Raw genomic sequence first — 26,454 nt, 5'->3', positions numbered from 1 at the left:
CGATTCTCCTCTTTGAATGTCAGGCCAGCCGCATGGACTTGGCGATGATGGTTTTCTGGATCTGCGAGGTGCCGCCGCCGATGGTCGACTGGATGCTCTCGCGCAGGTAGCGCTCCATGTCCGCCTCGGGCAGGTTGGCATAGCCGCCCAGCACCTGCATGCCGGTCAGCGCGCACTGCTTCAGCGTCTCGGAACCATACAGCTTGGCCATGGACACTTCGCGGCTGCACGGCAGGTGGTCCGCCGCCATCCGCGCTGCGCGATACACCAGCAGGCGCGCCGCGTCGACTTCGGTCTGGCGGTCGGCCAGCATGTGCTTGAGCACCTGGAAGTCCCACAGCTGCTTGCCGAACTGGACGCGCTCGTGCGCGTAGCGCACGGCGGTCGACACGGCCGTCTGCGCATTGCCGACGTAGGCGCCGGCCACCGAGCAGCGCTCGAGCTCCAGGTGGTCGGTGATGATCTCCCAGCCCTGGCCCACTTCGCCCAGCAGGGCGCTCGCGGGCACGCGGACGTTGTCGAGAAAGATCTCGGTGGTGCCGGTGGAGTGGCGCGACAGCGTGGGCAGCTTGTTGATGACGAGGCCCGGCGTGTCGTTCGGGATCAGCAGCACCGACAGGCCGCCGTGCTTGTTGTCGGCGTCGGTGCGCACGAGCATCGCGATCACGGTGTTGCGCGACGCGGCGCCGCTGCACCACAGCTTCTGGCCGCTCACGATCCAGTCGCCGTTGTCGTCCTGGCGCGCGCGGGTCTTGGTGTTGGACGCGTCCGAGCCCGCATCGGGCTCGGAGATGGAGATCGAAAAGCGGATCTTCCCGTCGATGAAGGCCTTGATGTACTTGTCCTTCTGCGCCTGCGTGCCGAACTTCGAGATGTTCATCGCGGTGAACGTGGGCACGAGCACCGCGGCCGCGAAGTCGAAGCCGTACTTGCCGAGCGCCTCGGCCATCAGCGTGTAGTCGAAGATGTTGCCGCCCGCGCCGCCCTCTTCCTCGGAGAACAGCAGACCGAGCCAGCCCTGCTTCGCGATCTTCTCGTAGGCCTCGTACGGGTATTCCCGGTTCATGTCGCACTTGCGGATGTATTCGCAGGTGATCTCGTTGTCCATGAACCGGTTGACCGTGTCGAGCCACATCTGCTCGGAATCGTCGAGAAAGTTCGCCATCGCGCTGCTCCTTGGTATTGCGTGCAGCGAAGTCTCGGGCTTCGCGAGCGGCGAACCAAGTGGCCTTTTGTGAAGCGGCGTTTCGACGCCTTCGAAGTTCCTCGAAGTACGGAACGCGATGGCGGTATCGGCTTGACTAGGTGCCCAGCAGTTCCCCGAGCGGCTTCAGGTGGTCGACCCGGTCGCAGATCGCTTTCACCGCGATCAGGATGGGGATGCCGAGCAGCAGTCCCCACACGCCCCACAGCCAGCCCCAGGCGAGCACGCCGATGAAGATGGCGACGGGGTTCATGCTGCTGGCCTTGCTCGTGGCCCAGGGCACGAGCAGATAACCTTCGACCACGTTGATCAGCAGCGAGATGCCGCCGACGAGGAGCGCCGTGTCCAGCTCGCCGAACTGCATGAACGCGACCACCATCGCACCGGCCGTGACGACGATGGAGCCGACGTACGGAACGAGGTTGAGCACGCCGGCGGCCACGCCCCACACCGCCGCGTGCTTGAGGCCGAGCATGGCGAACGCGAAGCCCGTGGCGAGACCGACCGCGACGCTGGCGACCAGTTGCACGAGCAGGTAGCGCTGCACCTGCGCATTGATCTCGTCGAGCGCCTGCACCGCGATCTTCTTCTGCGCGAGACCGGGTCCGGCGATCTTCACGAGCTTGCGCCGGAAGGTGTCGCCCGAGATCAGCAGGAAGTACGTGAGGAAGGTGATGACCACGGCCTGGCCGACCAGGCTGGCGAGTCCGACCGTGCCCGTCCACAGGTGCTCGCGAACGTCGAAGCGCGGCTTTTCCACCACCACGCGCTGCACGCCTCGCACGCGGTCGGGCGCGCTCGTTTCCTCGGCCGCCCGCCGCAACTCGGTCGCGGCCTTCTGCACCGAATCGACGGGTGTCGCCGGGCCGGTCGTGCGCTTGCGCAGCGCCTCGCGCAGCTTGGTGGCGGCCTCGGGCATGGAGCTGATCAGCTGATTCGCGTCGTCGGCCATCGAGTAGACCGCGGCGCCCGTGCCGCCGAGCACGCCGAGGATGAGCACCGCGGCGCTCAGCGCACGCGGGATCCGCAGGCGCTGGAGCCAGTCCACCACGGGCGAGAGCGCATAGGTGAACACCAGGCCGAGCATGAGCGGGATGAAGAAGCCGCTCGCCAGCCGGAGCACCGCCAGCACGGCCAGGACTGCCAGCAAGCCCAGGGTGACGCTGCGCACGTCGACCACCGGCATGTGCAGTTCCACCTGCGGAGGCTGGCGGGGATCGACATACGTGCGCAGGGGCACCTCGGGCGGCTGTTCGAGTTTGGGGTCCAAGGAGGTGCTCCGTCTTGCTGAGTTTCGCGCTGGATCGTAGGCGCGCGACTGCCTCTGCCGTGGCGGACGGCGCCTGCATCCGGCGTAGGCGGGGACCCGGGCCGGAGAGCCAAGAGCCCGGTCAGTGAGCCAGCGCTTCGCGAACCGCACTTAACTGGCGGCGCGACACGGAAAGGGATTCGTCAATGCCTTGAAGACGCACGGCCCAGCCCTCGCCCTCCTCGGTGTCGTAGTGCTTCTCGAGCGCCCTCACCGCGCCGCGCGCCACGAGTGCATTGCGATGCACCCGCAGGAAGCGCGCCGCGTGCTTTTCCTCGAGTTCGCTCAGCGAGCCGTCGAGGATGTAGCTGCGTGTGGCGGTTCGCACGGTGATGTACTTGAGCTCGGCCTTGAAGTACAGCACCTCCATCAGCGGCACGCGCTCGGTGCGGCCGCGATCCTGGATGACGAGCACCTCGGGCGGGGTCTCGGGCAAGGCCGGGCGGCGCGTGGCGAGCTGCCGCTCGACCTTCTGCAGCGCCGCCTGCAGGCGCTCCAGCCGCACGGGCTTGGTCAGGTAGTCGAGCGCCTCCAGTTCGAAGGCCCCCACCGCATGCTCGGCGAAGGCCGTCACGAAGACGACGGCCGGCGGATCGGCCAGGCTGCGCATCGCCTGCGCGAGCGCCATCCCGTCCGCGCCGGGCATGTGGATGTCCACCAGCGCGGCGTCGAAGCGTCGGCGTCGCAGCTGTTCCATCGCCTCGGTGGCATTGGCGGCCTCGGCCGCGACCGTGGCGGCGGGGGCGGCGCAATCGCCAAGCAAGGTCCGCAGGCGCGAGCGCGCGAGCGGTTCGTCGTCGACCAGCAGCACCTGCAAGCTCATAGAGATTCCCTCCTCACGCGGGTACTTCCATGCGAACCTGGTACAGGCCGTCCTTCAGGACGGCCTGGAACTGCGCCTGCACATCGTGCAGCAGCCGGAGCCGGTCGCGCACGTTGTCCTGCGCCACGCCGTGCCCCGCCCGCCCCTGTCCTGCCGGGACGGTATTGGTCACCTTGATCACCACCACACCCCCGCGTCGCTGGGTGGTGATCTTCACCTCGGCCCCCTCGGGGCTCGGCTCGACGCCATGCTTGACCGCATTTTCCACCAGCGGCTGCAGGAAGAGCGGCGGCACGCGGGCGCCGCCCGCGGCGGGGTCGAGCGCCCACTGTACCCGCAAGCGTTCGCCGAAGCGCACCTGCTCGATGTCGAGATAGTGCTTCGCCACCTCGACCTCCTGCGCGAGTTGCACCGCGTCGCCGCGGTCCACGAGCGCGTGGCGAAAAAGCTCGCTCAGGTCCTCGAGCAGCGCCTCCGCCCGGGCCGGGTCCTCGCGCACGAGGGCGATGGCGCTGTTCAGGCTGTTGAAGAGGAAGTGCGGACGGATGCGCGCCTGCAGCTCCGCAAGGCGGGCGGTGGTCTCGGCCGGCATGCGCCCCTTGGCGCGCATGACCAGTGCGGCGACGAGCAGCCAGGCCAGCAGGGCGCCGGTGCAGGCCGTCGCGACCCAGGGCACCGGGGCGACGCCGATCATGGCCAGCAGGCCGCCGCCATACAGCGCGGCGAGCGCGCCCAGCACCACGCCGCACAGATGCTGCGCCGCCAGCGGCAGGCGCGCGAGCCGCTCCTTGAGGCTGCACGCGACCAGCAGCCAGGCGAGCGTGGCGGGCACCGCCGCGCCGCTCAGCACCGACGCGCGGCCCAGCCAGTCGACGACCGTTTCCGCGCCATACATGCCGGCCACGCCCACGACCGCCAGCACGAAAATCACCGCGCGCAGGACCACGCCGACGTGGCACGCGTCGAACACGAGCGCGCGCGCGCCGCGGACCGGCCGCGGACCGGTCCGTCCGGGCAGATCCTGGAAGGCCGATAAAATTTGGGAGTCGTCCATCCTCGTTCCAGCGTCAGCCTTCATTATTCGTGAATTGGAGGAAATTGGAACTACATCCCCTATGAGTCAACTCGATCAGAAATCCCAGGCTTGGTCCGCGCTCTTTTCCGAGCCCATGAGCGAGTTGGTGAAGCGCTACACCGCCAGCGTCTTCTTCGACAAGCGCCTGTGGCAGGCGGACATCGAAGGCTCGCTCGCGCATGCGCGCATGCTGGCGCGACAGAAAGTCATCGCGAGCGAGGATCTCGCCGCCATCGAGCGCGGCATGGCGCAGGTGCGCGCCGAGATCGAGTCGGGCGCCTTCGAGTGGAAACTCGACCTGGAAGACGTCCACCTGAACATCGAGGCGCGCCTCACGCAGCTGGTGGGCGACGCCGGCAAGCGCCTTCACACCGGCCGCAGCCGCAACGACCAGGTCGCCACCGACGTCCGCCTGTGGCTGCGCGGGGAGATCGACCTGATCTCCGAGCTGCTCGCGGGATTGCAGAAGGCGCTGGTCGACATCGCGGAGAAGAACGTCGACGTCGTCATGCCCGGCTTCACCCACCTGCAGGTGGCGCAGCCGGTGAGCTTCGGCCACCACATGCTCGCCTATGTCGAGATGTTCGCTCGCGACCACGAGCGCCTGCAGGACGTCCGCCGGCGCACGAACCGCCTGCCGCTCGGCGCGGCGGCACTGGCGGGCACCAGCTATCCGCTCGACCGCGAATTCGTCGCGCAGCAGCTGGGCATGGAGGGCGTGTGCCAGAACTCGCTGGACGCCGTGAGCGACCGCGATTTCGCCATCGAGTTCACCGCCGCCGCGACGCTCGCGATGGTCCACGTCAGCCGCTTCAGCGAGGAGCTGATCCTCTGGATGAGCCAGAACTTCGGCTTCATCCGCATCGCCGACCGCTTCACGACCGGCTCGTCGATCATGCCGCAGAAGAAGAATCCGGACGTGCCCGAACTCGCGCGCGGCAAGACGGGGCGCGTGGTGGGCCACCTCATGGGGCTCATCACGCTGATGAAGGGGCAGCCCCTCGCGTACAACAAGGACAACCAGGAAGACAAGGAGCCGCTTTTCGACACGGTCGACACGCTCAAGGACACGCTGCGCATCTTCGCGGAGATGGTGGAGGGCATCACCGTGCAGCCGCAGGCGATGGAGCAGGCGGCGCAACGCGGCTACGCGACCGCCACCGACCTGGCCGACTACCTGGTAAAGAAGGGCCTGCCCTTCCGCGACGCGCACGAGACGGTGGCGCATGCGGTCAAGGCGGCGGAATCGCACAAGTGCGATCTCACGGAGCTGCCGCTCGCGGTGCTGCAACAGTTCAATCCGGCCATCGAGAAGAACGTGTACGACGCGATGTCCTTGCGCGGCTCGCTCGATGCGCGCAACATCCTGGGCGGCACCGCGCCCGCGCAGGTGAAGGCGCAGATCGCGCGCCACCGCGCGCGCCTCGCCTGAGGCCGCGCGCCGCGACAGAACAACGACGAGGAGACGAGGCTTGACCGTCATCACCAACATCGAGGACCTCCGCCTGCTCGCCAAGCGGCGCGTGCCGCGCATGTTCTACGACTACGCCGATTCGGGCTCGTGGACCGAGAGCACGTACCGTGCGAACGAGGCCGACTTCGAGCGCATCCTGCTGCGCCAGCGCGTCGCCGTCGACATCGACAACCGCAGCTTGCGCTCGACGATGATCGGGCAGGACGTGGCGATGCCCTTGGCCATCGCGCCCACGGGGCTCACGGGCATGCAGCATGCCGACGGCGAGATCCTCGCCGCGCGCGCCGCGAAGAAGTTCGGCATTCCGTTCACGCTGTCGACCATGAGCATCTGCTCCATCGAGGATGTGGCGGAGGCGACCGGCGGGCATCCCTTCTGGTTCCAGCTGTACGTCATGCGGGACCGGGATTTCATCGCCCGCCTGATCGACCGCGCCAAGGCCGCGAACTGCTCGGCGCTGGTCGTCACGCTCGACCTGCAGGTGCTCGGCCAGCGGCACAAGGACCTGCGCAACGGCCTGTCGGCGCCGCCGAAGCTCACGATTCCCAACCTGATCAACATGGCGACCAAGCCGCGCTGGTGCATGGGCATGCTGGGGACGTCGCGGCGCGAGTTCCGCAACATCGTCGGCCATGTGAAAGGCGTCGAGAACATGGGATCGCTCTCCGAATGGACCGCGAAGCAGTTCGACCCGCGCCTGTCGTGGAACGACGTGGCGTGGATCAAGGAACGCTGGGGCGGCAAGCTGATCCTGAAAGGCATCCAGGACGTCGAGGATGCGGAGCTCGCTGTGAAGTCCGGCGCCGATGCGCTCATCGTGTCGAACCACGGCGGGCGGCAGCTCGATGGCGCGCCGTCCTCGATCTCGGCGCTTCCGTCCATCGTCGCGGCCGTGGGCGACCGCATCGAGGTCCACATGGACGGCGGCATCCGCTCGGGCCAGCACGTGCTGAAGGCGCTCGCCCTCGGCGCGAAGGGCGTCTACATCGGCCGCGCCTTCCTCTACGGGCTGGGGGCGATGGGGCAGGAAGGCGTGGAGAAGGCGCTGGCGATCATCCAGCGCGAGCTCGACCTGTCGATGGCGTTCTGCGGGCGCACGGACGTGCGGCAGGTGGACCGGAGCATCCTCGTGCCGGGGACGTATCCGCAGTAAGCCGTCAGCGCTGCCCCGCCGGCTTCGCCGGCACCGTCTTCAGGTAGGCATACAGCGCCTGCACGTCCACGTCGCTCATGCGGCCGATCGACTCGAAGGGCATGACCGCGATGGCCGTGCCGTCCGGGCGCTTGCCGCTGCGCATCATCGCGGTGAACGCCGCGGCGTCCTTGTAGCGCGTCATCGCCGTGCCCTCGCCGGGCGTGAGGTTCGCGGCGGCGGGCCAGTCGGGCGGGCCGCCGGGGATCTTCCCGCCCGACAGCGTGTCGCCGTGGCAGCCGATGCAGGCGTTCGCGACGTACTTGCCATGCTGCGGGTTCACCGCTTCCGCGATGGGCTGCTGCGGCGGCAGGTTGTGGTCGATCTTCTCGGAAGCGTCCTGGATCGCCCCGAAGCCGTAGGCCACGCGCGCGGGCAGCGGCAATTCGACGATGGCGGGTCCGCCGCGCCGGGGCGCGAGCGACTGGATGTAGCCGATGAGTCCGGCGAGGTCGGCGTCGGTGAGCCGGTTGTAGTCCTCGCTCGGCATGACCATGGCGGGCCGCCCGTCCGGCTTCACGCCGTGGCGGATGATCCGCACCCAGTCCTCCGCCCGGTACTGCGCCACCACGCCCGCCGGTGTGATGTTCGGTCCGGCGATGTGGATGCTGCTGTCGTTCGCGAACGAGCGGCCCGCGCCGTCGTTGCCGTGGCAATCGGTGCAGCCCCGCGTCTCGAACAGGTACTTGCCCCGCGCCAGCGCCTGCGGATCCTTCGCCGCGGCAACCGCCTGCACGTTGACGTTCACCTTCCGCATCGTGCGGCTCTTGTACATCTCGAGGCCGGCCAGCACGCCGAGTGCCGCCACGGCGGCGAGCACCGCGATCACCCCCAGACCGATTCGCAACCACTTGCCCATGCCGACACCTCCTCGTTCTGCAATGGCGACAATGTACAGGTGAGCCGCATCCGCCGTATCGCGCACCTCGACATGGACGCCTTTTTCGCCTCCGTCGAATTATTGCGCTACCCCCAGCTCAAGGGCCTGCCGGTCGTCATCGGCGGCGGCCGCCGCAAGGTGGACGACATCCTGCGCGAGCAGTACGCCGACGTGCCGCTCGCGAAGGTGCCGCCCGAGGCGTTTCCTCTGCTGAAGGACTATGTCGGGCGCGGCGTCATCACCACCGCGACCTATCCCGCGCGCCAGTTCGGCGTGGGCTCCGCCATGGGAATGATGAAGGCCGCGAAGCTCGCGCCGCAGGCCATCGTGCTGCCGGTCGACTTCGAGGAAGTGCGCCGCTTCTCGCGCGGCTTCAAGGCGATCATCCGCGACATCGCGCCGGTGGTCGAGGACCGCGGCGTCGACGAGGTCTACATCGATTTCACCGACGTCCCCGGCGGCCAGCGCGAGGGCGGGCGCGTGCTGGCGCGGCTGATCCAGAAGGCGATCTTCGACGCGACGGCGCTCACCTGCTCGATCGGCGTCGCGCCGAACAAGCTCATCGCGAAGATGGCGAGCGAGTTCAACAAGCCCAACGGCATCTCCATCGTGTACGAGGCGGACGTCCAGCCGAGGATCTGGCCGCTGCCCGTGCGCAAGATCAACGGCATCGGGCCGAAGGCGGAGGCGAAGCTGCACAAGCTGCACCTGCTCACGATCGGCGACATCGCGCGGGCGGAGCGCGAGTGGCTCATCGACAACTTCGGCCCCGGCACGGGCGCCTGGATGCACGACGCGGCATGGGGCCGCGACGACCGGCCCGTCGTGACCGAGAGCGAGCCCGTGTCCATGAGCCGGGAGACGACCTTCGAGCGCGACCTGCACGCGGTTCGCGACCGGGCCGAGCTGGGCGCGATCTTCACCGACCTGTGCGAGCGCGTGGCAGACGACCTGAAGCGCAAGGGCTACGTCGGCAAGACGATCGGGATCAAGCTGCGCTACGACGACTTCCGCATCGCGACGCGCGACCAGACGCTGGAGCGGTTCACCGACGATGCGAAGCTGATTCGGCGCACGGCGGGGCTGTGCCTGAAGCGCGTGGACCTGTCGCGGCGCCTGCGACTGCTGGGTGTGCGCGTGGGCAAGCTGGCGAAGGCCGGTTCGCAGGAGCATCTTGCGACACCCGACGACGATGTGCGTCAGGTGTCGGAGGCTATCGTCGACTTGTTCGCCGACGCTCGTCATGCCCGCGAAGACGGGGATCCAGGGCTCCCCTGAGCGCCTTTCGAAAGCCTTGGATTCCCACCTTCGCGGGAATGACGGCTGAAACAAAACGAAAAGAACCGCGACTGCGCGGAGACGACCGCGCGGCGACGCGCCGGCACGATGGAACCCTGTTCAACGCACCAAGGAAACCATCATGCGCAACTGGATCCGCCGCAGCCTCTTCGCCGTCTTCGGCGCCACCCTCGCCCTGGGCGCGCTCACCGCCTGCGGCCACCGCACCGGCCATGCCGGCTGGCAGGACATGAGCACCGAGGAACGCGCGAAGATGCGCGAGAAGGCCGTCGACCGCGTGAGCAGCCGGCTCGACCTAAACACGGACCAGCGCGCGAAGCTGAACGTGCTGGCCGACCGGCTGACGGCGCAGCGCGCGGCCTTCGCGGGAACGCGCGCCGACGTCACGGGCCTCGTCGCCGGCGACAAGTTCGACCGCACGAAGGCGCAGGCGCTCGTCGCGCAGAAGACGGCGGCGGTCGCCACCGCGAGTCCGGAGGTGATCGCGGCGCTCGGCGACTTCTACGACAGCCTGAACGCGACGCAGCAGGCCCGCGTGCGGGACTTCATGCAGCGCCGCCGACACGGCGGCTGGGGCCGCGGCTGACGCGCCACAATGCCGCATGCCGCGCATCCTGCTGATCGACGACGACGCCGGGCTCGGCGAGCCGCTCGCGGCCTACTTCGCCCGCTTCGACATGCGGCTGGAGCAGGCGCTGCGCCCCAGCGAAGGGCTCGCGCGGCTGCGGCAGGGCGGCTTCGACGCCGCCATCCTCGACGTCATGCTGCCCGAGCAGGACGGCTTCGCGGTGTGCCGCGCGATCCGCGCGGAGAGCGACCTGCCCGTCATCATGCTCACCGCCCGCGGCGAAGTGACGGACCGCGTGGTCGGGCTCGAACTCGGCGCGGACGACTACCTGCCCAAGCCCTTCGAGCCGCGCGAACTGGTGGCGCGGCTGCAGACGGTGCTGCGTCGCGGGCGCAGCGCGCCGGCCGACGCGACGCTGCGCTTCGAGGGGCTCGCGCTCGATCCCGTCTCGCGCAGCGTGACCTGCATGGGCCAGCCCGTCGAGCTGACCGGCACGGAGTTCGAGCTGCTCCTGCTGCTCGCGCGTTCGCCGGGCAAGGTGTTCACGCGCGACGACATCCTCAACCAGCTGCGCGGCCACGAGGCCGAGCTGTACACGCGCGCCGTCGACATCGTGGTGAGCCGGCTGCGCAAGAAGCTGGAACCGGTGCAGGCCGTGAAGACCTTGCGCAACGCGGGGTACGCCTTCGCCTTGCGTGCCGAGGGCGCCCGCGGTGGCTGAGCGCTGGCACCGGCGCGCGGGCCACCTTCTTCGGCACTCGCTGAAGGCGCGGCTGGTCGCGCTCTTCCTTGTGCTCGCGCTCGCCACCAGCGCGGTGTTCCTCGCGGGCATGCAGCAGGCGCTGGGCATCGGCTGGCGCGATGCGGCCCGGCCGCTGTTGTACGACTACGTGGACCGGCTCGTCGTCGATCTCGGCACGCCGCCGGATGCGGCGAAGGCGCGCGCCTTGACCGAGCGCCTGCCGGTGACGATCCGCATCGCGGGGCCGGCGACGCAGTGGGAGAGCCATCCGCGCCGCCACGGCGCGCGCGACCTGCGGGACGAACGCGACGCCGGCCTGCTCGTGCGCCGCACGGCCGACGGGCACCGCGTCGAATTCGGCCTCAACCTGCAGGCATGGCGCGACAAGCCGCGCCTGTGGGGCTGGGGCACGCTGGCCGTGCTCCTGCTCGTGACCGCCCTCGCCTATGCGTATGCGCGGCGGCTGCTGCGGCCGCTCGACGACATCCGCGCCGGTGCGCAGCGCTTCGGCCGCGGCGAGTTCGCGCAGGCGATTCCCGTGCGCCGGCGCGACGAACTCGGCGAACTCGCGGGGGACGTCAACGCCATGGCCGCCAGCATCCGCGACATGCTGGAGGCGCAGCGCGCGCTGCTGCTGGCGATGAGCCACGAGTTGCGAAGCCCGCTCACGCGGGCGCGGCTCAATGCCGAACTGCTGCCGGAGGACGGCGACGTCGCGCCGAGGCGCGAGGCGCTGATGCGCGACCTGCAGGCCATGGGCCACCTCGTGACGGACCTGCTCGAAAGCGAGCGGCTCGGCCAGGGTCACGCGGCGCTGCACCGCGAGCCCACGGATCTCGCGGCGCTGGTGCGCGAGGCCGCGCTTGCGCATGGCGCGAACGCGCAGGCCGTCGAGACGCTGCCCGAAATCGCGGTGGATCGCATGCGCATGCGCCTTTTGCTTCGCAATCTCGTCGACAACGCGACGCGCCACGGCGCGGGCGCCGGCCCCGCCGAACTGCGGCTCGCGGCCGACGGCGCCGGCGGCGCGGTGCTCACCGTGCGCGACCGGGGGCCGGGCGTGGCCCCTGATGCCCTGCCGCAGCTCGCGCAGCCGTTCTACCGTCCGGACGCATCGCGCGGTCGCGCGACCGGCGGCGTGGGGCTGGGCCTGTACCTGTGCAGGCTGATCGCGCAGGCGCATGGCGGCACGCTCACGCTGCGCAACGCCGATCCCGGACTGGAAGTGGAAATCCATCTTCCGGGCGGGAGCGCCTGAGCCGGTACGTCCTACGCCACCCGCCCGGCGAGGCCTACAGCGCTCGCGGCAGCGCGACACTAAGTTGTACTCATGTATCGACTCATGAGGCAATCCACCATGAAGAACGCGAAATTGAGAAGCACCGTCGCAGCCCTCATGCTGCTCGCCCCGGCAGCGGCACTGATCGGCACGCCCGCAGCGGCGGCACCGAAGGCGGCCGCTGCGGCCCGCGCCCTCGAAATCCACACGCTGCAGGTGAATGCGGACGAGGGCCTGCGTCCCGGCTCGGACCTGCAGTTCGCGCTGGAGGCGACGCCGCGCTCGGCCGCCACCGTGACCCTGGGCAAGACGAACATCGTCGTCGCGCTGAAGGAAACGTCGGCCGGCATGTACCGCGGAACCTACACCGTGCGCAGCCGTGACCGGATCGATCCGACCGCGACCATCGCGGCGAAGGTCGTCTCCGGCAAGCGCAGCGCAGTCCACAGCTTCAGCTACCCGGCCTCGTTCCAGGCGCTCGCGATGGGCGTCGCACCCGCGACCCCCGTCGCCGTGGCGCCGCCGCCCGTGCTGAAGATCGAGGAGTTCCATGCACGCCCCGTGGGCCGGATCGAGCCCGGCCGCGAACTGAACTTCCGGATCAATGGCGCGCCGGGCGCGAGCGCCAGTTTCGACATTCCGGGCGTCGTGAGCAACGTCGCGATGCGCGAGACGCGGCCCGGCCACTACGAGGGCAGCTACACCATCCGCCAGCGCGACAACCCCGATGCGTTCAACGGCGCGACGGCCACGCTGCGCCAGGGCTCGCAGGTCGCGACCGCGCGCCTCGTGCGCCCGCTCGCGCGCGGCGACACGGAGGCGCCGACGCTCGGCAACCTGCTGCCGCGCCCCGGTGACATCGTGCCCAACGGAGCGGCCGTCTCGGGCACCTTCGACGACGCCGGCGGCCGCGGTGTCGATCCCTCGACGGTGCGCATCCTCATCTCGGGCCGCGACGTGACCGGCGTCGCGCGCGTCACGCCGCAGGACTTCAGCTACCGCATCAACCTGCCGCCGGGCCGCCACCTCGCCGAGGTGACCGCGGTCGACCGCGCCGGCAATGCGGTGAACAAGACCTGGAGCTTCGACGTCGGCGCGCCCGGCCCGGTGATCTCGTACGGCGGCGGCATTCCGATCATCGTGCGGTAATGCGGTGAAAGCGCGGTGCGCCGAGGGCGCGCCGCGCGGCGGGATTGCACGGGACGAGTGGCGCGGCCATACTGGGCCGCATGCCCGATGAACCGATCCTGCCGCTCGACAGGCCGGCCACCGAGCCCGGCTATGGCTGGTCGCGGCCCGCCCGCTGGGTGCTCGGCGGCGTCATGGCAGGCCTTGCCATGGCGACCGTCATGCTCTCGGTCGCGCCCTCCATCTTCCTGACCGCCGACGAAGCCGCCATGCGAAGCGGCCAGAAGCTCCCGCAAGGCTTCGTCGGCGTGCTTGCCGATGCGCAGGGCAATGGCCGTTACGTCGTGAGTTCCCTGCGGCACGGCTCGGTGCTGACGGTCAAGGCCATCGGGCCGGTCGACGCGCCGGCCCCCGGCGAACGCCTGCTGCTGTGGGCGGTCCCGCAAGGCGCGCCTCCCTTCGTTCTCGGCGAGGCGCCGCTGCAGGGCTCCACCACCACGCGGCTGCCGGCGACCGCCGAAAAGCTGCTCGCCAAGGTGGGCACGCTGGTGGCGAGCGCGGAGAAGTCGGCGACGCCGCAGGCGCCCACGCGCATCCTCTACAGCGGCGCGTGCGCAAAGCTCTGGTGATGCGGCCGTCGAACGGCGGACGATTGACGTTTACTTACGCGAGTCTTACATTGATCCGATCGCCCAGCCGGGAGACGGATCATGGACCTCGACGAACTGCAGCGCATCAGGCAGTGGCACGCACGCCACCGCAACGATCATCCGGTGGAGTACCACCTGTGGGATGCGATGCTGACCCTCTGGCTCGCGGGCTGGGTCGGGTGCATTCCGGCCTGGGTGCTCGAGGCCGAATGGGCTTTCCCCCTGTGCCTCGCCGCGATCTCGGCGCCGAGCCTCTACGTCGCCGGGCGCCTGAAGGCGCATCGCGCGCGCAAGCTGCGCTGCGACTGGGCGCGCTGAACGCGCCCCCGCCGGACTACTGTCGCGCGGTGCGCGCGTTGCCGGGCATCGGGCCCGGATGGCTCGTGCGGTACGGATTGATGTCGATGCCGCCGCGCCGCGTGTAGCGCGCGTACACCGCCAGCTTCACCGGCTTGCAGCGCTGCCACACGTCCATGAAGATCCGCTCCACGCACTGCTCGTGGAATTCGTTGTGGTTGCGAAAGCTCACCAGGTACTTCAGCAATCCCTCCTGGTTGATCTGCGCGCCGCTGTAGCGCAGCTGGACGCTGCCCCAGTCGGGCTGGCCGGTCACGAGGCAGTTGCTCTTGAGCAGGTTGCTGACGAGTGTCTCCGTCACCGGCGGCTCGCCGGCCGCCGCCACCAGCAGGTCCGGCTGCGGCGTGTACTGCGTGCAGTCGATGTCGAGCCGGTCGAGCGAGAGGCCGTCGAGCTCCTCGACGGGTTCGCGGTCGAAGAGGTCCGGCAGCAGCAGCTTCACGCCGACCGTTCCGGCCACCGGCGCGCCGCGCCACACGGCGTCGCTCACGTCGCGGCGGATCGTCTCGCGCACTTCCTCGGCCGAGCCGAACGCCGTGTTGGTGAAGCTGCCAAGATACAGCTTCATCGACTTGCTCTCCACGATGTTCGGCGTCTCGCAGGGCACGGTGAGGTGCGCGATGGCGACCTGCGGCTTGCCGCGCCGGTTGAGCCAGCTCAGCTCGAAGGCCGTCCACAGGTCCGCGCCGAAGAACGGCAGCTTGCCGTGCAGGCCGAGCTCCTCGCGCTTGGGCAGGCGCGACATCGGGTAGAGCAGGCTCGCGTCGTAGTGGTCCGTATAGGCAGCCGACTTGCCGAGGCCGGAATTCTCGGGTGTGTTCATGGTCCCTCCGCCTGCCTCAGGTGCGGCACCAGCGCCGCGACGAGGTGTTTGCAGACGCCCGGGGGCAGGTCGTGCCCCATGCCGTGGACGGCCATCATGCGCGCGCCCCGGATGCGCCGCGCGGTGTCGTGGCCGCAGGCGAGCGGCACCAGCGGATCGTCCCGCCCGTGGATCACGAGCGTGGGCGATTTCACGCGGGCGAGCTCGCGCGCGCGACGCGTGTCGGCGGCGACGGCGGCCATCTGCCGCATCGTGCCGGCGGGGTGGTAGCTGCGGCGCACGCCGGCACGGATGCCTTCGCGCAGGGACGCTTCGTCCGTCGGGAAGCCGGGGCTGCCGATGATGCGGAAGACCTTCACGAAGTGGTCGACGATGCCCGCCTCGCCGGTCCCGGCGGGACGGCTGAACAGCGCCTGCAGCACCTGCGGCTTCGGCCCGGGCAGGAAACGCGCGCCGCTGGAGCTCATGATGCTCGACAGGCTCGTCACGCGCTCCGGCGCGCGGATCGCGACGCGCTGCGCGATCATGCCGCCCATGCTCACGCCGACGATGTGCGCGCGGGCGATGCCCAGCGCGTCGAGCACGCCGAGCGTGTCGCTCGCCATGTCGTCCAGCGTGTAGGGTGCCTTCACCGGCAGGCCCACGCGCTGCTTGAAGCCTTCCCACATCAGGTTGGGCAGGCCCTTGTCGTCGAAATGCTGCGAGAGGCCGACGTCGCGGTTGTCGAAGCGCACGACGCGAAAGCCCGCGTCGTTCAACGCCCGCAAGAACGGCGGCGGCCAGGAGATCAGCTGCAGCCCGAGGCCCATGACCAGCAGGACGACCGGGCGATCCGTCTCGCCGGTGTCTTCGACTTCGATGGCGATGCCGTTGGCTTGGACCTTCATTCGAAGCGGCGTTCGCGCAGCCACTTGGTGGCGATCCATTTTTCGCCGGCGTTCACGGGCGAGCCGCCGTGCAGGGTCTTCGTGCTCGGATGCGCGCGTTCGTAGCTGAAGAACACCGCATTGCCCCGCTTGGGCGCGACTTCGAGATGCACGTCGGGAAACACCGTGCCGCCGCCCTTCTCGGGCTCGCCGAGATACATGATCAGCGTACCGACCCGCTGGCCGCCCCGCTTGAGGATGGTGGGCGTGCCGGGCTCCTTGGGGTCGAAGTAGTCGTAGTGCGGCTTGTACTCCGTGCCGGGCGTGTAGTGCAGGATCTGCAGGCCCTCGCCGTTTTCCACCGGCCAGTTCACGAGGCGGCCGATGCGCTCCTCGATGCGGCGCACCAGTTCGTTTTCGCCGCGCTGGAAGAACATGCCGTTGCTCGTGCGGTCGGCATTGACCTCCTCGCCGCCGGTCTTGGTCTGCACGGTGAGCGAGCGCGCGAGGCGCGGCCGCGCGGCGTCCATCAGCTGGTCGCACTCCTCGTCGGACAGCAGGCCGCCGAACACGACGACGCGCGGGCTGCCCATGGCCTGCAGGACCGCGACGCGGCGGTCCCCGCAGTCGATGTAGAGCGGCGAATCGTCGAGGTCCGGGTCGGGCACGGGCACCGCGGGGGGCAGCCCATCCGCCGCGGCCTTCGTCTCGAGGTGGCCGCGCAGCGTGGACTCCATCGCCTCGACGGCGACCTCCTCGCTCCAGCCGGAAGCGAGCATGGCTTTCAGCACCGACTCGGCGGTGTGGCCCCCCTGGGCCTGGTCGACGATCCACTGGCGCAGCTCGGGCGTGATCTGCTGGCGGGTCTGTGTACTGCTCATGGACGGATTATCGCGTCCGCCAGCCGCGGCTGACCATCCACTGGCTTGTCGCCACGGCGACGACCAAGGCCGCATACGTGGCCATCTTGCCGTCACGGCCGAACATCGCAAGCCCGGCCGCGAGCGCCGCGACGCCGGAGGCGAAATTCACGGCCGGCGCCACCCACCAGCGGGACTCGCGCGCGCCGCGCAGGATGAAGCGAGCGGCCAGCGCCACCAGCGCCGCGACGGCCGCGGCCGGCAACACGAAGCCGGCAAGGTGTACGGCGAGCGCGAGCGCGTTCATGCGTCTGCTTGATCCTTGTATAGACGGGGGACAGGTTGCAATTTTATAATTCCCGTCATGGCAGTCTGGGCATTGGGCATCAACCACACGACGGCTCCGCTCGACCTGCGCGGGCGGTTCGCGTTCGCCGTCGACCAGATCGCCCCCACGCTGCAGTCCCTGCGCACCTCGCTGGCCCGCCCGCCCGAGGCCGCGATCCTCTCGACCTGCAACCGCACCGAAATCTACTGCGCCTCGGCCGAGCACGAGATCGGCTCCACCATCGAGTGGCTCGCGCAGTCCGGCGGCGTGCCCTCCACGCTCGTGCGCAACCACGCCTACATGCTGCAGGATGCGCACGCGGCGCGGCATGCCTTCCGCGTGGCGAGCGGCCTCGATTCGATGGTGCTGGGCGAGGCGCAGATCCTGGGCCAGATGAAGGACGCGGTGCGCGCGGCCGACGAGGCCGGCGCGTTGGGCAGCACGCTCAACCAGCTCTTCCAGCGCTCCTTCGCCGTGGCCAAGGAGGTGCGCACGTCCACCGACATCGGCGCGCACTCGATCAGCATGGCCGCGGCGGCCGTGCGCCTCGCGGCCCAGCTGTTCGAAGACCTCGGCAAGGTGCGCGTGCTCTTCGTCGGCGCGGGCGAGATGATCGAGCTGGCGACGACGCATTTCGCGGCAAGGAACCCGAAGTCCATCGCCATCGCCAACCGCACGCTCGAACGCGGCGAGAAGCTCGCCACGCGCTTCGGCGGCGAGGTGATGCGGCTGGCCGACCTGAGCTCGCGCCTGCACGAGTTCGACGTGGTCGTGAGCTCCACGGCGAGCCAGGTGCCCATCATCGGCCTCGGCGCGGTGGAAAGCGCGCTGAAGGCGCGCCGCCACCGGCCGATGTTCATGGTCGACCTGGCCGTGCCGCGCGACATCGAGCCCGAGGTGAAGGCGCTGGAGGACGTGTACCTCTACACCGTCGACGATCTCGCGCACGTGGTGCAGACCGGCCACGCGCACCGGCAGGCGGCCGTGGCGCAGGCCGAGGCGATCATCGATGCCGGCGTGCAGAGCTTCGTGCACTGGATGGACCAGCGCGGCGCCGTGCCGCTGATCCGGCAGCTGCATGCGCAGACCGACGCCTGGCGCGCGCTCGAACTCGCGCGGGCCCGCAAGATGCTCGCGCGCGGCGACGACGTCGACGCCGTGCTCGAGGCCCTGGCGCGTGGCCTCACGCAGAAGATGCTGCACGGCGCGATGGCCGAACTGCATGCGGGCGACACCGAGTCGCGCCAGCGCGCGTCGCAGGCCATCGAGCATTTCTTCCTGCGCAAGGAGCGTTAGCGGCGTTCGCTGTCCGGCCCTTTTTTCCGGGACGCCTTTCGCGCGTCCGGCCCGCAACGACACCGCTTCCGCTCCGATGAAACCCTTTCTCCGCCAGCAGCTCGAACGCTTTCCGCTTCGCCTGAAGGAGCTCGACTTCTTCCTCTCGCAGCCCGACGTGGTGAACGACATGGAGAAGTACCGCGCACTCTCCCGCGAACATGCGGAGGTGAGCGAGGTCGCGGGCCGATTCGAGGAATACCTCTCGGCCGAGCGCGACCGGGCGCAGGCGCGCGACATGCTCGAAGACCCCGAGATGGCGGAGATGGCGCGCGAGGAACTGGCGTCGCTCGACACGCGCATTCCCGAACTCGAGGCGAGCCTGCAGGCGCTGCTGCTGCCGAAGGACCCGGACGACGTGCGCAACACCTTCCTCGAGATCCGCGCGGGCACCGGCGGCGACGAGTCGGCGCTTTTCGCGGGCGACCTGCTGCGCATGTACACGCGCTATGCCGAGCGCGAGGGCTGGCGCACCGAGATCGTGAGCGAGAGCGCGGGCGAGGTCGGCGGCTTCAAGGAGGTCGTGGTCCGCATCGTCGGCGAGGGCGCCTACGGCAAGCTCAAGTTCGAGTCGGGCGGCCACCGCGTGCAGCGCGTGCCCGCGACCGAGACGCAGGGCCGCATCCACACGAGCGCCTGCACCGTCGCCGCGCTCGCCGAGCCCGACGAGGCGCAGGCCGTGAAGATCAATCCGGCCGACCTGCGCATCGACACCTACCGCGCCTCGGGCGCGGGCGGCCAGCACGTGAACAAGACCGATTCGGCGGTGCGCATCACGCACATCCCGACGGGCATCGTCGCCGAATGCCAGGACGACCGGTCGCAGCACCGAAACAAGGCGAAGGCGCTGCAGGTGCTTTCGGCGCGCATCCAGGAAAAGGAGCGCAGCGAACGCGCCGCGAAGGAGGCCGCCACGCGCAAGGGCCTCATCGGCAGCGGCGACCGCTCCGACCGCATCCGCACCTACAACTTCCCGCAGGGGCGCGTCACCGACCACCGCATCAACCTCACGCTCTACAAGCTGGGCTTCGTGATGGAAGGCGAGCTCGGCGAGCTGGTCGAAGGCCTCCTGCTCGCGCGGCGCGCGGAGCAGCTCGAAGAGCTGGAGCTGAGCGGGTTTTCGCCCACGGGGAAAGTCGCCGCGTGACGGCAAGCCGAGCATTTCTCCCTCTCCCTCTGGGAGAGGGCTGGGGTGAGGGCACGGCGTGCTGATCCACCAGGCACTTGCCACGGCCGCATCGCTCGGCCTCGCCCGGCTCGATGCGCAGTTGCTGCTGCTCCATGCGCTGCACCGCCATGCGTCCGACCGCGCCTGGCTCATCGCCCATGACGACGATGCGCTCGATCCCGCGGCCGCCGGGCGATTCACCGCGCTCGCCCACCGCCGCGCCGCCGGCGAGCCGGTCGCCTATCTCCTGGGCCACAAGGAATTCCACGGGCTCGACCTGAAGGTGGACGCGCGCGTGCTCGTGCCCCGGCCCGACACGGAAGTCCTGGTGGACTGGGCGCTCGAACTCCTGCCGCGCCCGCCCGCGACGCCGCGCGTCCTCGACCTCGGCACCGGCAGCGGCGCCATCGCCCTCGCCGTCAAGCACCGCGCGCCGCAGGCCGACGTCGAGGCCGTCGATGCGAGCGAGGCCGCCCTGTGCGTCGCCGCCGCCAACGCCGAGGCGTTGCGGCTGGACGTGCGCTTTCGCCGCGCCTCGTGGCTCGATGGCGCCGGACGCTACGAGCTCATCGTCTCCAACCCGCCCTATGTGCGCGACGACGATCCGCACCTCGACGACCTGGCGCACGAGCCGCGCAGCGCGCTCGCCGCCGGGCCGGACGGGCTGGACGACCTGCGCAGGATCGCGGCGGCCGCCCGCGAACACCTCGAACCCGGCGGCTGGCTGCTGCTCGAGCATGGCTGGGACCAGGCCGCCGCCGTGCGCGGCCTGCTCGCCGCCGCCGGCTTCGCCGGCATCGCCACCCGCAAGGACCTCGCGGGCATCGAGCGCTGCACCGGCGGCCGCGCGCCGTAACGGGGATAATCCCGTCCAAGGAGACCACCCATGGCCGACGCCCAGCAACGCATAGCCCAGCTCGTCCAGAGCAACGACGTCCTGCTCTTCATGAAGGGCAACGCCTCGTTCCCCATGTGCGGCTTTTCCGGCCGCGCCATCCAGATCCTCAAGGCCTGCGGCGTCGACCCGAAGCAGCTGGCCACCGTGAACGTGCTGGAGGACGACGAGATCCGCCAGGGCATCAAGGAATTCAGCAACTGGCCGACGATCCCGCAGCTCTACGTCAAGGGCGAGTTCATCGGCGGCTCGGACATCATGATGGAGATGTACCAGAGCGGCGAGCTGCAGCAGGTCCTGGGCGCCCCCCAGTCCTGAGCCGCGGGTCCTCAGCGGCTTTCAGCCGCCTTCAGGCCGCGAAGACCCACTGCTTCGCGGCCGCGAACACCGCGTTGGGGTACTCCGGCTTGCCGCGGCTGCCGTTGTAGCGCCCGAGCCCCATGAAGAGGTCTTCGCGCTCGCGGTCGAGGTAGTGCCGCAGGATGACGCAGCCGAAGCGCAGGTTGGTCTGCATGTGGAAGAGCCGGCCGACGTCGCCGTCGCCGATCAGGCGCATCCAGAACGGCATGACCTGCATGTAGCCGCGCGCGCCCACGCGGCTCACCGCGAACTTGCGGAAGGCGCTTTCGACCTGGATCAGGCCCAGCACCAGGCCGGGGTCGAGGCGGGCGCGCGTCGCCTCGTACCACACCGTCTTGAGGAAATCGGTTCGCTCCTGCAGCGTGGCCTTGCGCTTGCGCAGGCGGTCGTTCATTTCGCGCAGCCACCGCAGGTAATCGAAATAGCGTTCGCTGGTGCGGAAGACGGGCTCGAGCGGCGCGGGTTCGCGCACGGCGGCGCTCAGCGCGGTGCGCACGGAGTCGGCCAGGGGCTCTTCGAGCTGGCCGCCCGCGCGTGCGGACGGCAGGAGGATCAGGCTCGCGGAACCCGCGACGCAGGCGCGGCGGGTGATCACCGGGCCAGGCGTCCCTTCAGGAAGCCGAAGACTTCGCCCGCCGGCACCTTCGTTGCCGCCGCGTCGCGCCGATGCTGGTATTCCAGCTGGCCTTCCTTCAGCCCGCGGTCGGAGATCACCACCCGGTGCGGCACGCCGATCAGTTCCCAGTCGGCGAACATCGCGCCGGGACGCTCGCCGCGGTCGTCGAGGATGACGTCGACGCCGGCCGACTGCAGGTCGTCGTGCAGCTTCTGCGCGGCCGCCTTCACGTCCGCGCTGCGGTCCATGCCGATGGGGCAGACGACGACCGTGAAGGGCGCGATCGCATCGGGCCACACGATGCCGCGTTCGTCGTGGTTCTGCTCGATGGCCGCGGCCGGCAGCCGCGTGATGCCGATGCCGTAGCAGCCCATCTCGAACGGCTTGGGCTTGCCGTCCTCGTCGAGGAAGGTCGCCTTCATCGGCTCGCTGTACTTGGTGCCGAGATAGAACACATGGCCGACCTCGATACCGCGCTCGATGGCGAGCGTGCCCTTGCCGTCGGGCGACGCATCGCCCTCGACCACGTTGCGGATATCGGCCACCGCCGCCGGCTCGGGCAGGTCGCGGCCCCAGTTCACGCCGGCGATGTGGAAGCCCTCTTCGTTCGCGCCGCAGATCCAGTCGGCCATGACGGCGACTTCGCGGTCGGCGACGACCTTCACCGGCAGCTTCGTGCCGATCGGGCCGAGGTAGCCGGGCTTCGTGCCGAAATGCGCTTCGATCTCGGCCACCGTGGCGAAGCGGAAGCCGTCGGCGAGCCCCGGGACCTTGCTCACCTTGATTTCGTTCATGTCGTGGTCGCCGCGCACGAGCAGCAGCCACACCGTGGTGTTCGCGATCTCGCCGCGTTCGTTCAATGCGTCGGTGGCGAGCACGAGCGACTTGACCGTGGCCGCCAGCGGCACGCCGAGCAGTTGCGCGACGTCGGCGCAGGTGCTCTTGCCGGGGGTCGGCACCTTCTTCATGTCCTGCGCGGCGGCCGCACGCGGCCCCTGGGGCGCGAGCGCCTCGGCCTTTTCCATGTTCGCCGCGTAGTCGCTCGCGGCGCAGTAGACGATGGCGTCCTCGCCGGTCGACGCGATCACCTGGAACTCTTCAGACAGGTCGCCGCCGATGGCGCCGCTGTCCGCCGCCACCGCGCGGTAGCGCAGGCCGAAACGGTCGAAGATCGCGCGGTAGGCCGTCGACATCGCTTCGTAGCTGCGCTTGGCCGATGCCACGTCGCGGTCGAAGCTGTAGGCGTCCTTCATGATGAACTCGCGCCCGCGCATCAGGCCGAAGCGCGGGCGGCGCTCGTCGCGGAACTTCGTCTGGATCTGGTACAGGTTCTTCGGCAACTGCTTGTAGCTGCGCAGCTCCTGCCGCGCGATGTCCGTCACCACTTCCTCGCTCGTGGGCTGCACGACGAAGTCGCGCTCGTGACGGTCCTTGATGCGCAGCAGCTCCGGCCCCATCTTCTCGAAACGGCCGGTCTCCTGCCACAGCTCCGCGGGCTGCACGACCGGCATGGTGCATTCGACGGCGCCCGCGCGGTTCATTTCCTCGCGCACGATGGCTTCGACCTTGCGGATCACGCGCAGGCCCATCGGCATGTAGGTGTAGATGCCCGCGCCGAGCCGCTTGATCATGCCGGCGCGCATCATGAGCCGATGGCTCGCGACCTCGGCGTCCGCCGGCGCCTCCTTCAAGGTGGAAATGAGGAACTGCGAAGCTTTCATCGTGCGCGGGAGCGGGGTTCCGAGCTCTTCACAGCGCACATGCGCCGTGCATAATGAACTCAGTTAAAGATTTGGGGTTTGATTATGCTTGACCGGGACGGCTTCAGGCCCAACGTCGGCATCATCCTGCTCAACCTGAAAAACCAGGTGTTCTGGGGCAAGCGCATCCGGACGCACAGCTGGCAGTTCCCGCAAGGCGGGATCGACCGCGGCGAGACGCCCGAACAGGCCATGTTCCGGGAACTGCACGAGGAAGTCGGGTTGAGGCCGGAGCATGTGCGCATCGTCGCCCGCACGCGCGACTGGCTGCGCTACGAAGTGCCCGAACGCTACATCCGCCGCGACGCGCGCGGCCACTACAAGGGCCAGAAGCAGATCTGGTACCTGCTGCAGCTGATGGGACAGGACTGGGACCTGAACCTGCGCGCCACCAACCACCCCGAGTTCGACGCCTGGCGCTGGAACGACTACTGGGTGCCGCTCGACGTCGTCGTCGAGTTCAAGCGCGGCGTGTACGAGATGGCGCTGCGCGAACTCGCGCGCTACCTGCCCCGCAACGACCACCGCAACCGCTACCTGCGCAGCGGCATGCGCGCCCGCGAACACGATCCGCACGGGCCGCACGGCGCCCCGCACCACATCGGCATGCCGGGCGTGCCGCCCGCCATGGAGTTGCCGCCCGGCGCGACCTTCGACCCCAACCCGGCCGGCGAGACTTCGCCTGTTCCCAAGGACTGACATGCATCGGCGACTGGCCGCGCCCGCCCTCGCGCTGGCACTTTCTTCGTTGGCGGCTCCCGCCGCGCTCGCCCAGCTGTTCGGCGGCGACCGCAACTGGCAGGAGATCGAGGCACCCCCGCCACCCGCCTTGCGCGTCGATGGCCTGGTACCGGTGGAAGTCCCGCGCAGCACGCTGCGCTTCGGCATCGATCCCGAGTCGATCAGCGTGGGCAGCGACAGCGTCGTGCGCTACGTGGTCGTCGCCCGCAGCCGCGAAGGCGGCGCGGTGAATGCGATCTACGAAGGCGTTCATTGCGGCAAGGCCGACGTGAAGGTGTACGCGCGGCACTCGGGCGAAGGCGGCTGGCGTGCGGTGGGCACACCCGAATGGCGCTCGCTCTACGAGCCCAAGCTGCAGCCGCACAGCCTGGCCATCGCGCGCGCCGGCGTGTGCCACGGCACCACGCCGAACGCGAACCCGACGAAGATCCTGCGGGACCTGCGCGCGCCGGTCGACCAGCGTTTCGGCGACCGCTGATCCGCCGACGAATTCAGCGCGTGACCACCAGGTTCGTGCGGTGGATCATCTCGCGCTCGGCGACGTAGCCGAGCAGCCGCTCGATGTCGCCGGACGGCTTGCGGCACAGCAGCCGCGCCTCGGCCGCCGCATAGTTCGCGAGGCCGCGCGCGATCTCGGCGCCCGCCGCATCGCGCACCGCGATCACGTCGCCGCGCGAGAAATCGCCCTCCACGCCGATCATGCCGATGGGCAGCAGGCTCTTGCCTTCGTCGCGCAGCTTGGGCACCGCGCCATCGTCCACCGTCACCGCGCCGCGCAGCTGCAGGTGGTCGGCCATCCAGCGCTTGCGCGCCTGGCTTTTCTGCGTGGGCGCCACGAGCAGCGTGCCCACGATCTCGCCCTTCGCGACGCGCAGCAGGCAATCGGGCTCGCGGCCCCAGGCGATGACCGTCGATGCGCCGGAGCCCGCAGCGCGTTTGGCGGCGAGCACCTTCGTGATCATGCCGCCCCGTCCGATGCTGGAGCCGGCGCCGCCCGCCATCGCCTCCAGCGCGGGGTCGCCCGCGCGCGCTTCGTGAATGAACTTCGCGGCGGGGTCCTTGCGCGGGTCGGCGCTGAAGAGCCCCTTCTGGTCGGTGAGGATCACGAGCAGGTCGGCCTCGACGAGATTGGCGACCAGCGCGCCGAGCGTGTCGTTGTCGCCGAACTTGATCTCGTCGTTGACGACGGTGTCGTTCTCGTTGATGACGGGCAGCACGCGCAGCCCGAGCAGCGTGAGCAGGGTCGAGCGCGCATTGAGGTAGCGCTCGCGGTCCGCGAGGTCGGCGTGCGTGAGCAGCACCTGCGCGGACTGCATCCGGTTCTCGCGCAGCTTCGTCTCGTACATCTGCGCGAGCCCCATCTGCCCCACCGCGGCGGCGGCCTGCAGCTCGTGGATCTCGTGCGGGCGCGTGGCCCAGCCCAGTCGCTTCATGCCCTCGGCGATGGCGCCGCTCGACACCATGATGACCTCGCGGCCATCGGCGGCGAGCGCGGCGAGCTGGCGGCACCATTCGCCGATGGCGGCCTCGTCGAGGCCGCGGCCCTCGTTGGTCACGAGGCTGGAGCCGACCTTGACGACGATGCGCCGCGCATCGCCCAGCACGGGCGAGACCATCGTGCCGGCGCTCATTTTTGGCCTGACGTTTCGGGCGCTGCCGAAGCGAAGCGCGGGTCGACTTCCGCCGGCTGCTCGGCCTTCTGCTGCGCCTTGATGTGCTGGTACACGGCCTGCACGAGCGGCTCGCAACCCTCGCGCGTGAGCGCGGAGATCTGGAAGATCGGGCCCTTGTAGCGCATGCGCTTCACGAAGTCCTTCACGCGCGCCTCGCGCTCTTCCTTCGGAACCATGTCGAGCTTGTTGAGCACGATCCAGCGCGGCTTGTCGTAGAGCGCCTTGTCGTACTTCTTCAGCTCGTTGACGATGGCCTTCGCCTGCGCGACCGGGTCGACGCCTTCGTCGAAGGGCGCGATGTCCACGAGATGCAGCAGCAGGCGCGTGCGCTGCAGGTGGCGCAGGAACTGGTGGCCCAGCCCCGCGCCTTCGGACGCGCCCTCGATCAGGCCGGGGACGTCGGCGACCACGAAGCTCTGCTCGGGCCCGACGCGCACGACGCCCAGGTTGGGGTGGAGGGTGGTGAACGGATAGTCCGCGATCTTGGGCCGCGCGTTCGACACGGCCGCGATCAGCGTCGACTTGCCCGCGTTGGGCATGCCGAGCAGGCCCACGTCGGCCAGCACCTTGAGTTCGAGCTTCAGGCTCTTTTTCTCGCCGGGCCAGCCGGGCGTCTTCTGCCGGGGCGCGCGGTTGATCGCGCTCTTGAAGCGCATGTTGCCGAAGCCGCCGTCGCCGCCCTTGGCGATCATGATCTTTTCGCCGGGCACGAGCAGCTCGTACATCACATCGCCGGTCTCGGCGTCCGTGATGATGGTGCCCACCGGCATCTTGAGCGTGACGTCGTGGCCCATGGCGCCGAACATGTCGGAGCCCATTCCGTGCTCGCCGCGGCCGGCCTCGTGGCGGCGCGAGAAGCGGAAGTCGACCAGGGTGTTCAGGCTGACGTCCGCCACCGCCCAGACATGCCCGCCCCGGCCGCCGTCGCCGCCGTTGGGGCCGCCGAACTCCTTGTACTTCTCGTGGCGGAACGACACGCAGCCGTTCCCCCCGTCGCCCGCGGCGATGTCGATGAAGGCTTCGTCGACGAATTTCATGTGCTGCCCCGA

At 69.5% G+C, this 26,454-nt stretch carries 28 protein-coding genes; 15 read left to right on the top strand and 13 right to left on the bottom strand.

Features of this window, described 5'->3' with window-relative positions:
• Window positions 1-19 precede the first annotated feature (19 nt).
• From AB7E83_RS16250 to AB7E83_RS16235, 4 genes are all read right to left on the bottom strand, one after another.
• Window positions 20-1,165 carry an acyl-CoA dehydrogenase family protein gene (locus AB7E83_RS16250; protein ID WP_428571245.1) on the bottom strand — a complete coding sequence of 382 codons (1,146 nt, stop codon included), beginning with the start codon at window positions 1,163-1,165 and terminating at the stop codon, window positions 20-22.
• 136 nt (window positions 1,166-1,301) lie between these two features.
• Complete coding sequence (locus tag AB7E83_RS16245) at window positions 1,302-2,474, bottom strand: AI-2E family transporter (protein WP_428571243.1); 1,173 nt, start codon at window positions 2,472-2,474, stop codon at window positions 1,302-1,304.
• 121 nt (window positions 2,475-2,595) lie between these two features.
• Window positions 2,596-3,336, bottom strand: coding sequence for a LytR/AlgR family response regulator transcription factor (locus AB7E83_RS16240; RefSeq protein ID WP_428571241.1), 741 nt, complete (start codon window positions 3,334-3,336; stop codon window positions 2,596-2,598).
• Window positions 3,337-3,349: 13 nt separating this feature from the next.
• Window positions 3,350-4,390: a sensor histidine kinase gene (locus AB7E83_RS16235; RefSeq protein ID WP_428571239.1), complete on the bottom strand. Its 1,041-nt coding sequence runs from the start codon at window positions 4,388-4,390 to the stop codon at window positions 3,350-3,352.
• Between the two features lie 61 nt (window positions 4,391-4,451).
• On the opposite strand from AB7E83_RS16235, the gene argH reads away from it, so the two are divergent.
• Both argH and AB7E83_RS16225 read left to right on the top strand, forming a co-directional pair.
• On the top strand, window positions 4,452-5,843 hold the full coding sequence (argH, locus tag AB7E83_RS16230) for an argininosuccinate lyase (protein WP_428571237.1): 1,392 nt from the start codon (window positions 4,452-4,454) through the stop codon (window positions 5,841-5,843).
• Window positions 5,844-5,883: 40 nt separating this feature from the next.
• Window positions 5,884-7,038, top strand: a complete 1,155-nt coding sequence (locus tag AB7E83_RS16225) for an alpha-hydroxy acid oxidase (protein WP_428571235.1) — start codon at window positions 5,884-5,886, stop codon at window positions 7,036-7,038.
• A 4-nt stretch (window positions 7,039-7,042) separates the two neighbouring features.
• Here AB7E83_RS16225 and AB7E83_RS16220 read toward each other — a convergent pair whose 3' ends face one another.
• Window positions 7,043-7,936, bottom strand: coding sequence for a c-type cytochrome (locus AB7E83_RS16220; RefSeq protein ID WP_428571233.1), 894 nt, complete (start codon window positions 7,934-7,936; stop codon window positions 7,043-7,045).
• A gap of 72 nt (window positions 7,937-8,008) precedes the next feature.
• Between AB7E83_RS16220 and AB7E83_RS16215 the strand changes: the two genes are divergently transcribed.
• From AB7E83_RS16215 to AB7E83_RS16185, 7 genes are all read left to right on the top strand, one after another.
• Entirely contained in the window at window positions 8,009-9,235 is a 1,227-nt protein-coding gene (locus tag AB7E83_RS16215; protein WP_428571277.1) for a Y-family DNA polymerase, read from the top strand.
• Between the two features lie 142 nt (window positions 9,236-9,377).
• On the top strand, window positions 9,378-9,842 hold the full coding sequence (locus AB7E83_RS16210) for a Spy/CpxP family protein refolding chaperone (protein ID WP_428571231.1): 465 nt from the start codon (window positions 9,378-9,380) through the stop codon (window positions 9,840-9,842).
• A 16-nt stretch (window positions 9,843-9,858) separates the two neighbouring features.
• The gene (locus AB7E83_RS16205; RefSeq protein ID WP_428571229.1) at window positions 9,859-10,545 is read left to right on the top strand and encodes a response regulator transcription factor; all 687 of its coding nucleotides are present in this window, start codon (window positions 9,859-9,861) and stop codon (window positions 10,543-10,545) included.
• Entirely contained in the window at window positions 10,538-11,824 is a 1,287-nt protein-coding gene (locus AB7E83_RS16200) for a sensor histidine kinase (RefSeq protein ID WP_428571227.1), read from the top strand. The genes AB7E83_RS16205 and AB7E83_RS16200 overlap by 8 nt, the downstream gene beginning before the upstream one ends.
• Window positions 11,825-11,923: 99 nt before the next feature.
• Window positions 11,924-12,994, top strand: a complete 1,071-nt coding sequence (locus AB7E83_RS16195; RefSeq protein ID WP_428571225.1) for a hypothetical protein — start codon at window positions 11,924-11,926, stop codon at window positions 12,992-12,994.
• An 80-nt stretch (window positions 12,995-13,074) separates the two neighbouring features.
• On the top strand, window positions 13,075-13,602 hold the full coding sequence (locus AB7E83_RS16190) for an anti-sigma factor domain-containing protein (protein WP_428571223.1): 528 nt from the start codon (window positions 13,075-13,077) through the stop codon (window positions 13,600-13,602).
• Between the two features lie 81 nt (window positions 13,603-13,683).
• Window positions 13,684-13,941, top strand: a complete 258-nt coding sequence (locus AB7E83_RS16185; protein ID WP_428571221.1) for a hypothetical protein — start codon at window positions 13,684-13,686, stop codon at window positions 13,939-13,941.
• 16 nt (window positions 13,942-13,957) lie between these two features.
• Here AB7E83_RS16185 and queF read toward each other — a convergent pair whose 3' ends face one another.
• The 4 genes from queF to AB7E83_RS16165 are packed head-to-tail and all read right to left on the bottom strand — an operon-like array spanning window position 13,958 to window position 16,836.
• Window positions 13,958-14,803: an NADPH-dependent 7-cyano-7-deazaguanine reductase QueF gene (queF, locus tag AB7E83_RS16180; protein ID WP_428571219.1), complete on the bottom strand. Its 846-nt coding sequence runs from the start codon at window positions 14,801-14,803 to the stop codon at window positions 13,958-13,960.
• Window positions 14,800-15,690, bottom strand: coding sequence for an alpha/beta fold hydrolase (locus AB7E83_RS16175; RefSeq protein WP_428571217.1), 891 nt, complete (start codon window positions 15,688-15,690; stop codon window positions 14,800-14,802). Before AB7E83_RS16175 ends, queF begins: the two co-directional genes overlap by 4 nt.
• The gene (locus AB7E83_RS16170; protein ID WP_428571215.1) at window positions 15,687-16,550 is read right to left on the bottom strand and encodes a 2OG-Fe(II) oxygenase; all 864 of its coding nucleotides are present in this window, start codon (window positions 16,548-16,550) and stop codon (window positions 15,687-15,689) included. The genes AB7E83_RS16175 and AB7E83_RS16170 overlap by 4 nt, the downstream gene beginning before the upstream one ends.
• A gap of 7 nt (window positions 16,551-16,557) precedes the next feature.
• Window positions 16,558-16,836: a hypothetical protein gene (locus AB7E83_RS16165; protein WP_428571213.1), complete on the bottom strand. Its 279-nt coding sequence runs from the start codon at window positions 16,834-16,836 to the stop codon at window positions 16,558-16,560.
• Between the two features lie 57 nt (window positions 16,837-16,893).
• On the opposite strand from AB7E83_RS16165, the gene hemA reads away from it, so the two are divergent.
• From hemA to grxD, 4 genes are all read left to right on the top strand, one after another.
• Window positions 16,894-18,153: a glutamyl-tRNA reductase gene (hemA, locus tag AB7E83_RS16160; RefSeq protein WP_428571211.1), complete on the top strand. Its 1,260-nt coding sequence runs from the start codon at window positions 16,894-16,896 to the stop codon at window positions 18,151-18,153.
• 76 nt (window positions 18,154-18,229) lie between these two features.
• On the top strand, window positions 18,230-19,339 hold the full coding sequence (prfA, locus tag AB7E83_RS16155; protein WP_428571209.1) for a peptide chain release factor 1: 1,110 nt from the start codon (window positions 18,230-18,232) through the stop codon (window positions 19,337-19,339).
• A gap of 58 nt (window positions 19,340-19,397) precedes the next feature.
• Window positions 19,398-20,216, top strand: a complete 819-nt coding sequence (prmC, locus tag AB7E83_RS16150) for a peptide chain release factor N(5)-glutamine methyltransferase (RefSeq protein WP_428571207.1) — start codon at window positions 19,398-19,400, stop codon at window positions 20,214-20,216.
• 30 nt (window positions 20,217-20,246) lie between these two features.
• A complete protein-coding gene (gene grxD / locus AB7E83_RS16145; RefSeq protein WP_428571205.1) occupies window positions 20,247-20,573 on the top strand; it encodes a Grx4 family monothiol glutaredoxin in 327 nt (108 codons plus the stop codon).
• Window positions 20,574-20,604: 31 nt separating this feature from the next.
• Here the strand turns inward: grxD and AB7E83_RS16140 are convergent, their stop codons facing one another.
• The gene (locus AB7E83_RS16140; protein ID WP_428571203.1) at window positions 20,605-21,210 is read right to left on the bottom strand and encodes a lytic transglycosylase domain-containing protein; all 606 of its coding nucleotides are present in this window, start codon (window positions 21,208-21,210) and stop codon (window positions 20,605-20,607) included.
• Window positions 21,207-22,952, bottom strand: a complete 1,746-nt coding sequence (locus AB7E83_RS16135; protein WP_428571201.1) for a proline--tRNA ligase — start codon at window positions 22,950-22,952, stop codon at window positions 21,207-21,209. Before AB7E83_RS16135 ends, AB7E83_RS16140 begins: the two co-directional genes overlap by 4 nt.
• Window positions 22,953-23,036: 84 nt before the next feature.
• Here AB7E83_RS16135 and AB7E83_RS16130 point away from each other — a divergent pair, with 84 nt between their 5' ends.
• Entirely contained in the window at window positions 23,037-23,690 is a 654-nt protein-coding gene (locus AB7E83_RS16130) for an RNA pyrophosphohydrolase (RefSeq protein WP_428571199.1), read from the top strand.
• A gap of 1 nt (window position 23,691) precedes the next feature.
• Complete coding sequence (locus AB7E83_RS16125; protein WP_428571197.1) at window positions 23,692-24,210, top strand: CNP1-like family protein; 519 nt, start codon at window positions 23,692-23,694, stop codon at window positions 24,208-24,210.
• A gap of 13 nt (window positions 24,211-24,223) precedes the next feature.
• Here AB7E83_RS16125 and proB read toward each other — a convergent pair whose 3' ends face one another.
• Window positions 24,224-25,348, bottom strand: a complete 1,125-nt coding sequence (proB, locus tag AB7E83_RS16120) for a glutamate 5-kinase (protein ID WP_428571275.1) — start codon at window positions 25,346-25,348, stop codon at window positions 24,224-24,226.
• A gap of 11 nt (window positions 25,349-25,359) precedes the next feature.
• Window positions 25,360-26,442, bottom strand: a complete 1,083-nt coding sequence (cgtA, locus tag AB7E83_RS16115; protein WP_428571195.1) for an Obg family GTPase CgtA — start codon at window positions 26,440-26,442, stop codon at window positions 25,360-25,362.
• Between the last annotated feature and the right edge of the window lie 12 nt (window positions 26,443-26,454).

It is taken from the genome of Ramlibacter sp., from assembly GCF_050250995.1.
Lineage (GTDB): Bacteria > Pseudomonadota > Gammaproteobacteria > Burkholderiales > Burkholderiaceae_C > Ramlibacter.
Note: the sequence above shows the minus strand (reverse complement) of the source record. Positions and strands in the feature narration are given on the sequence as shown.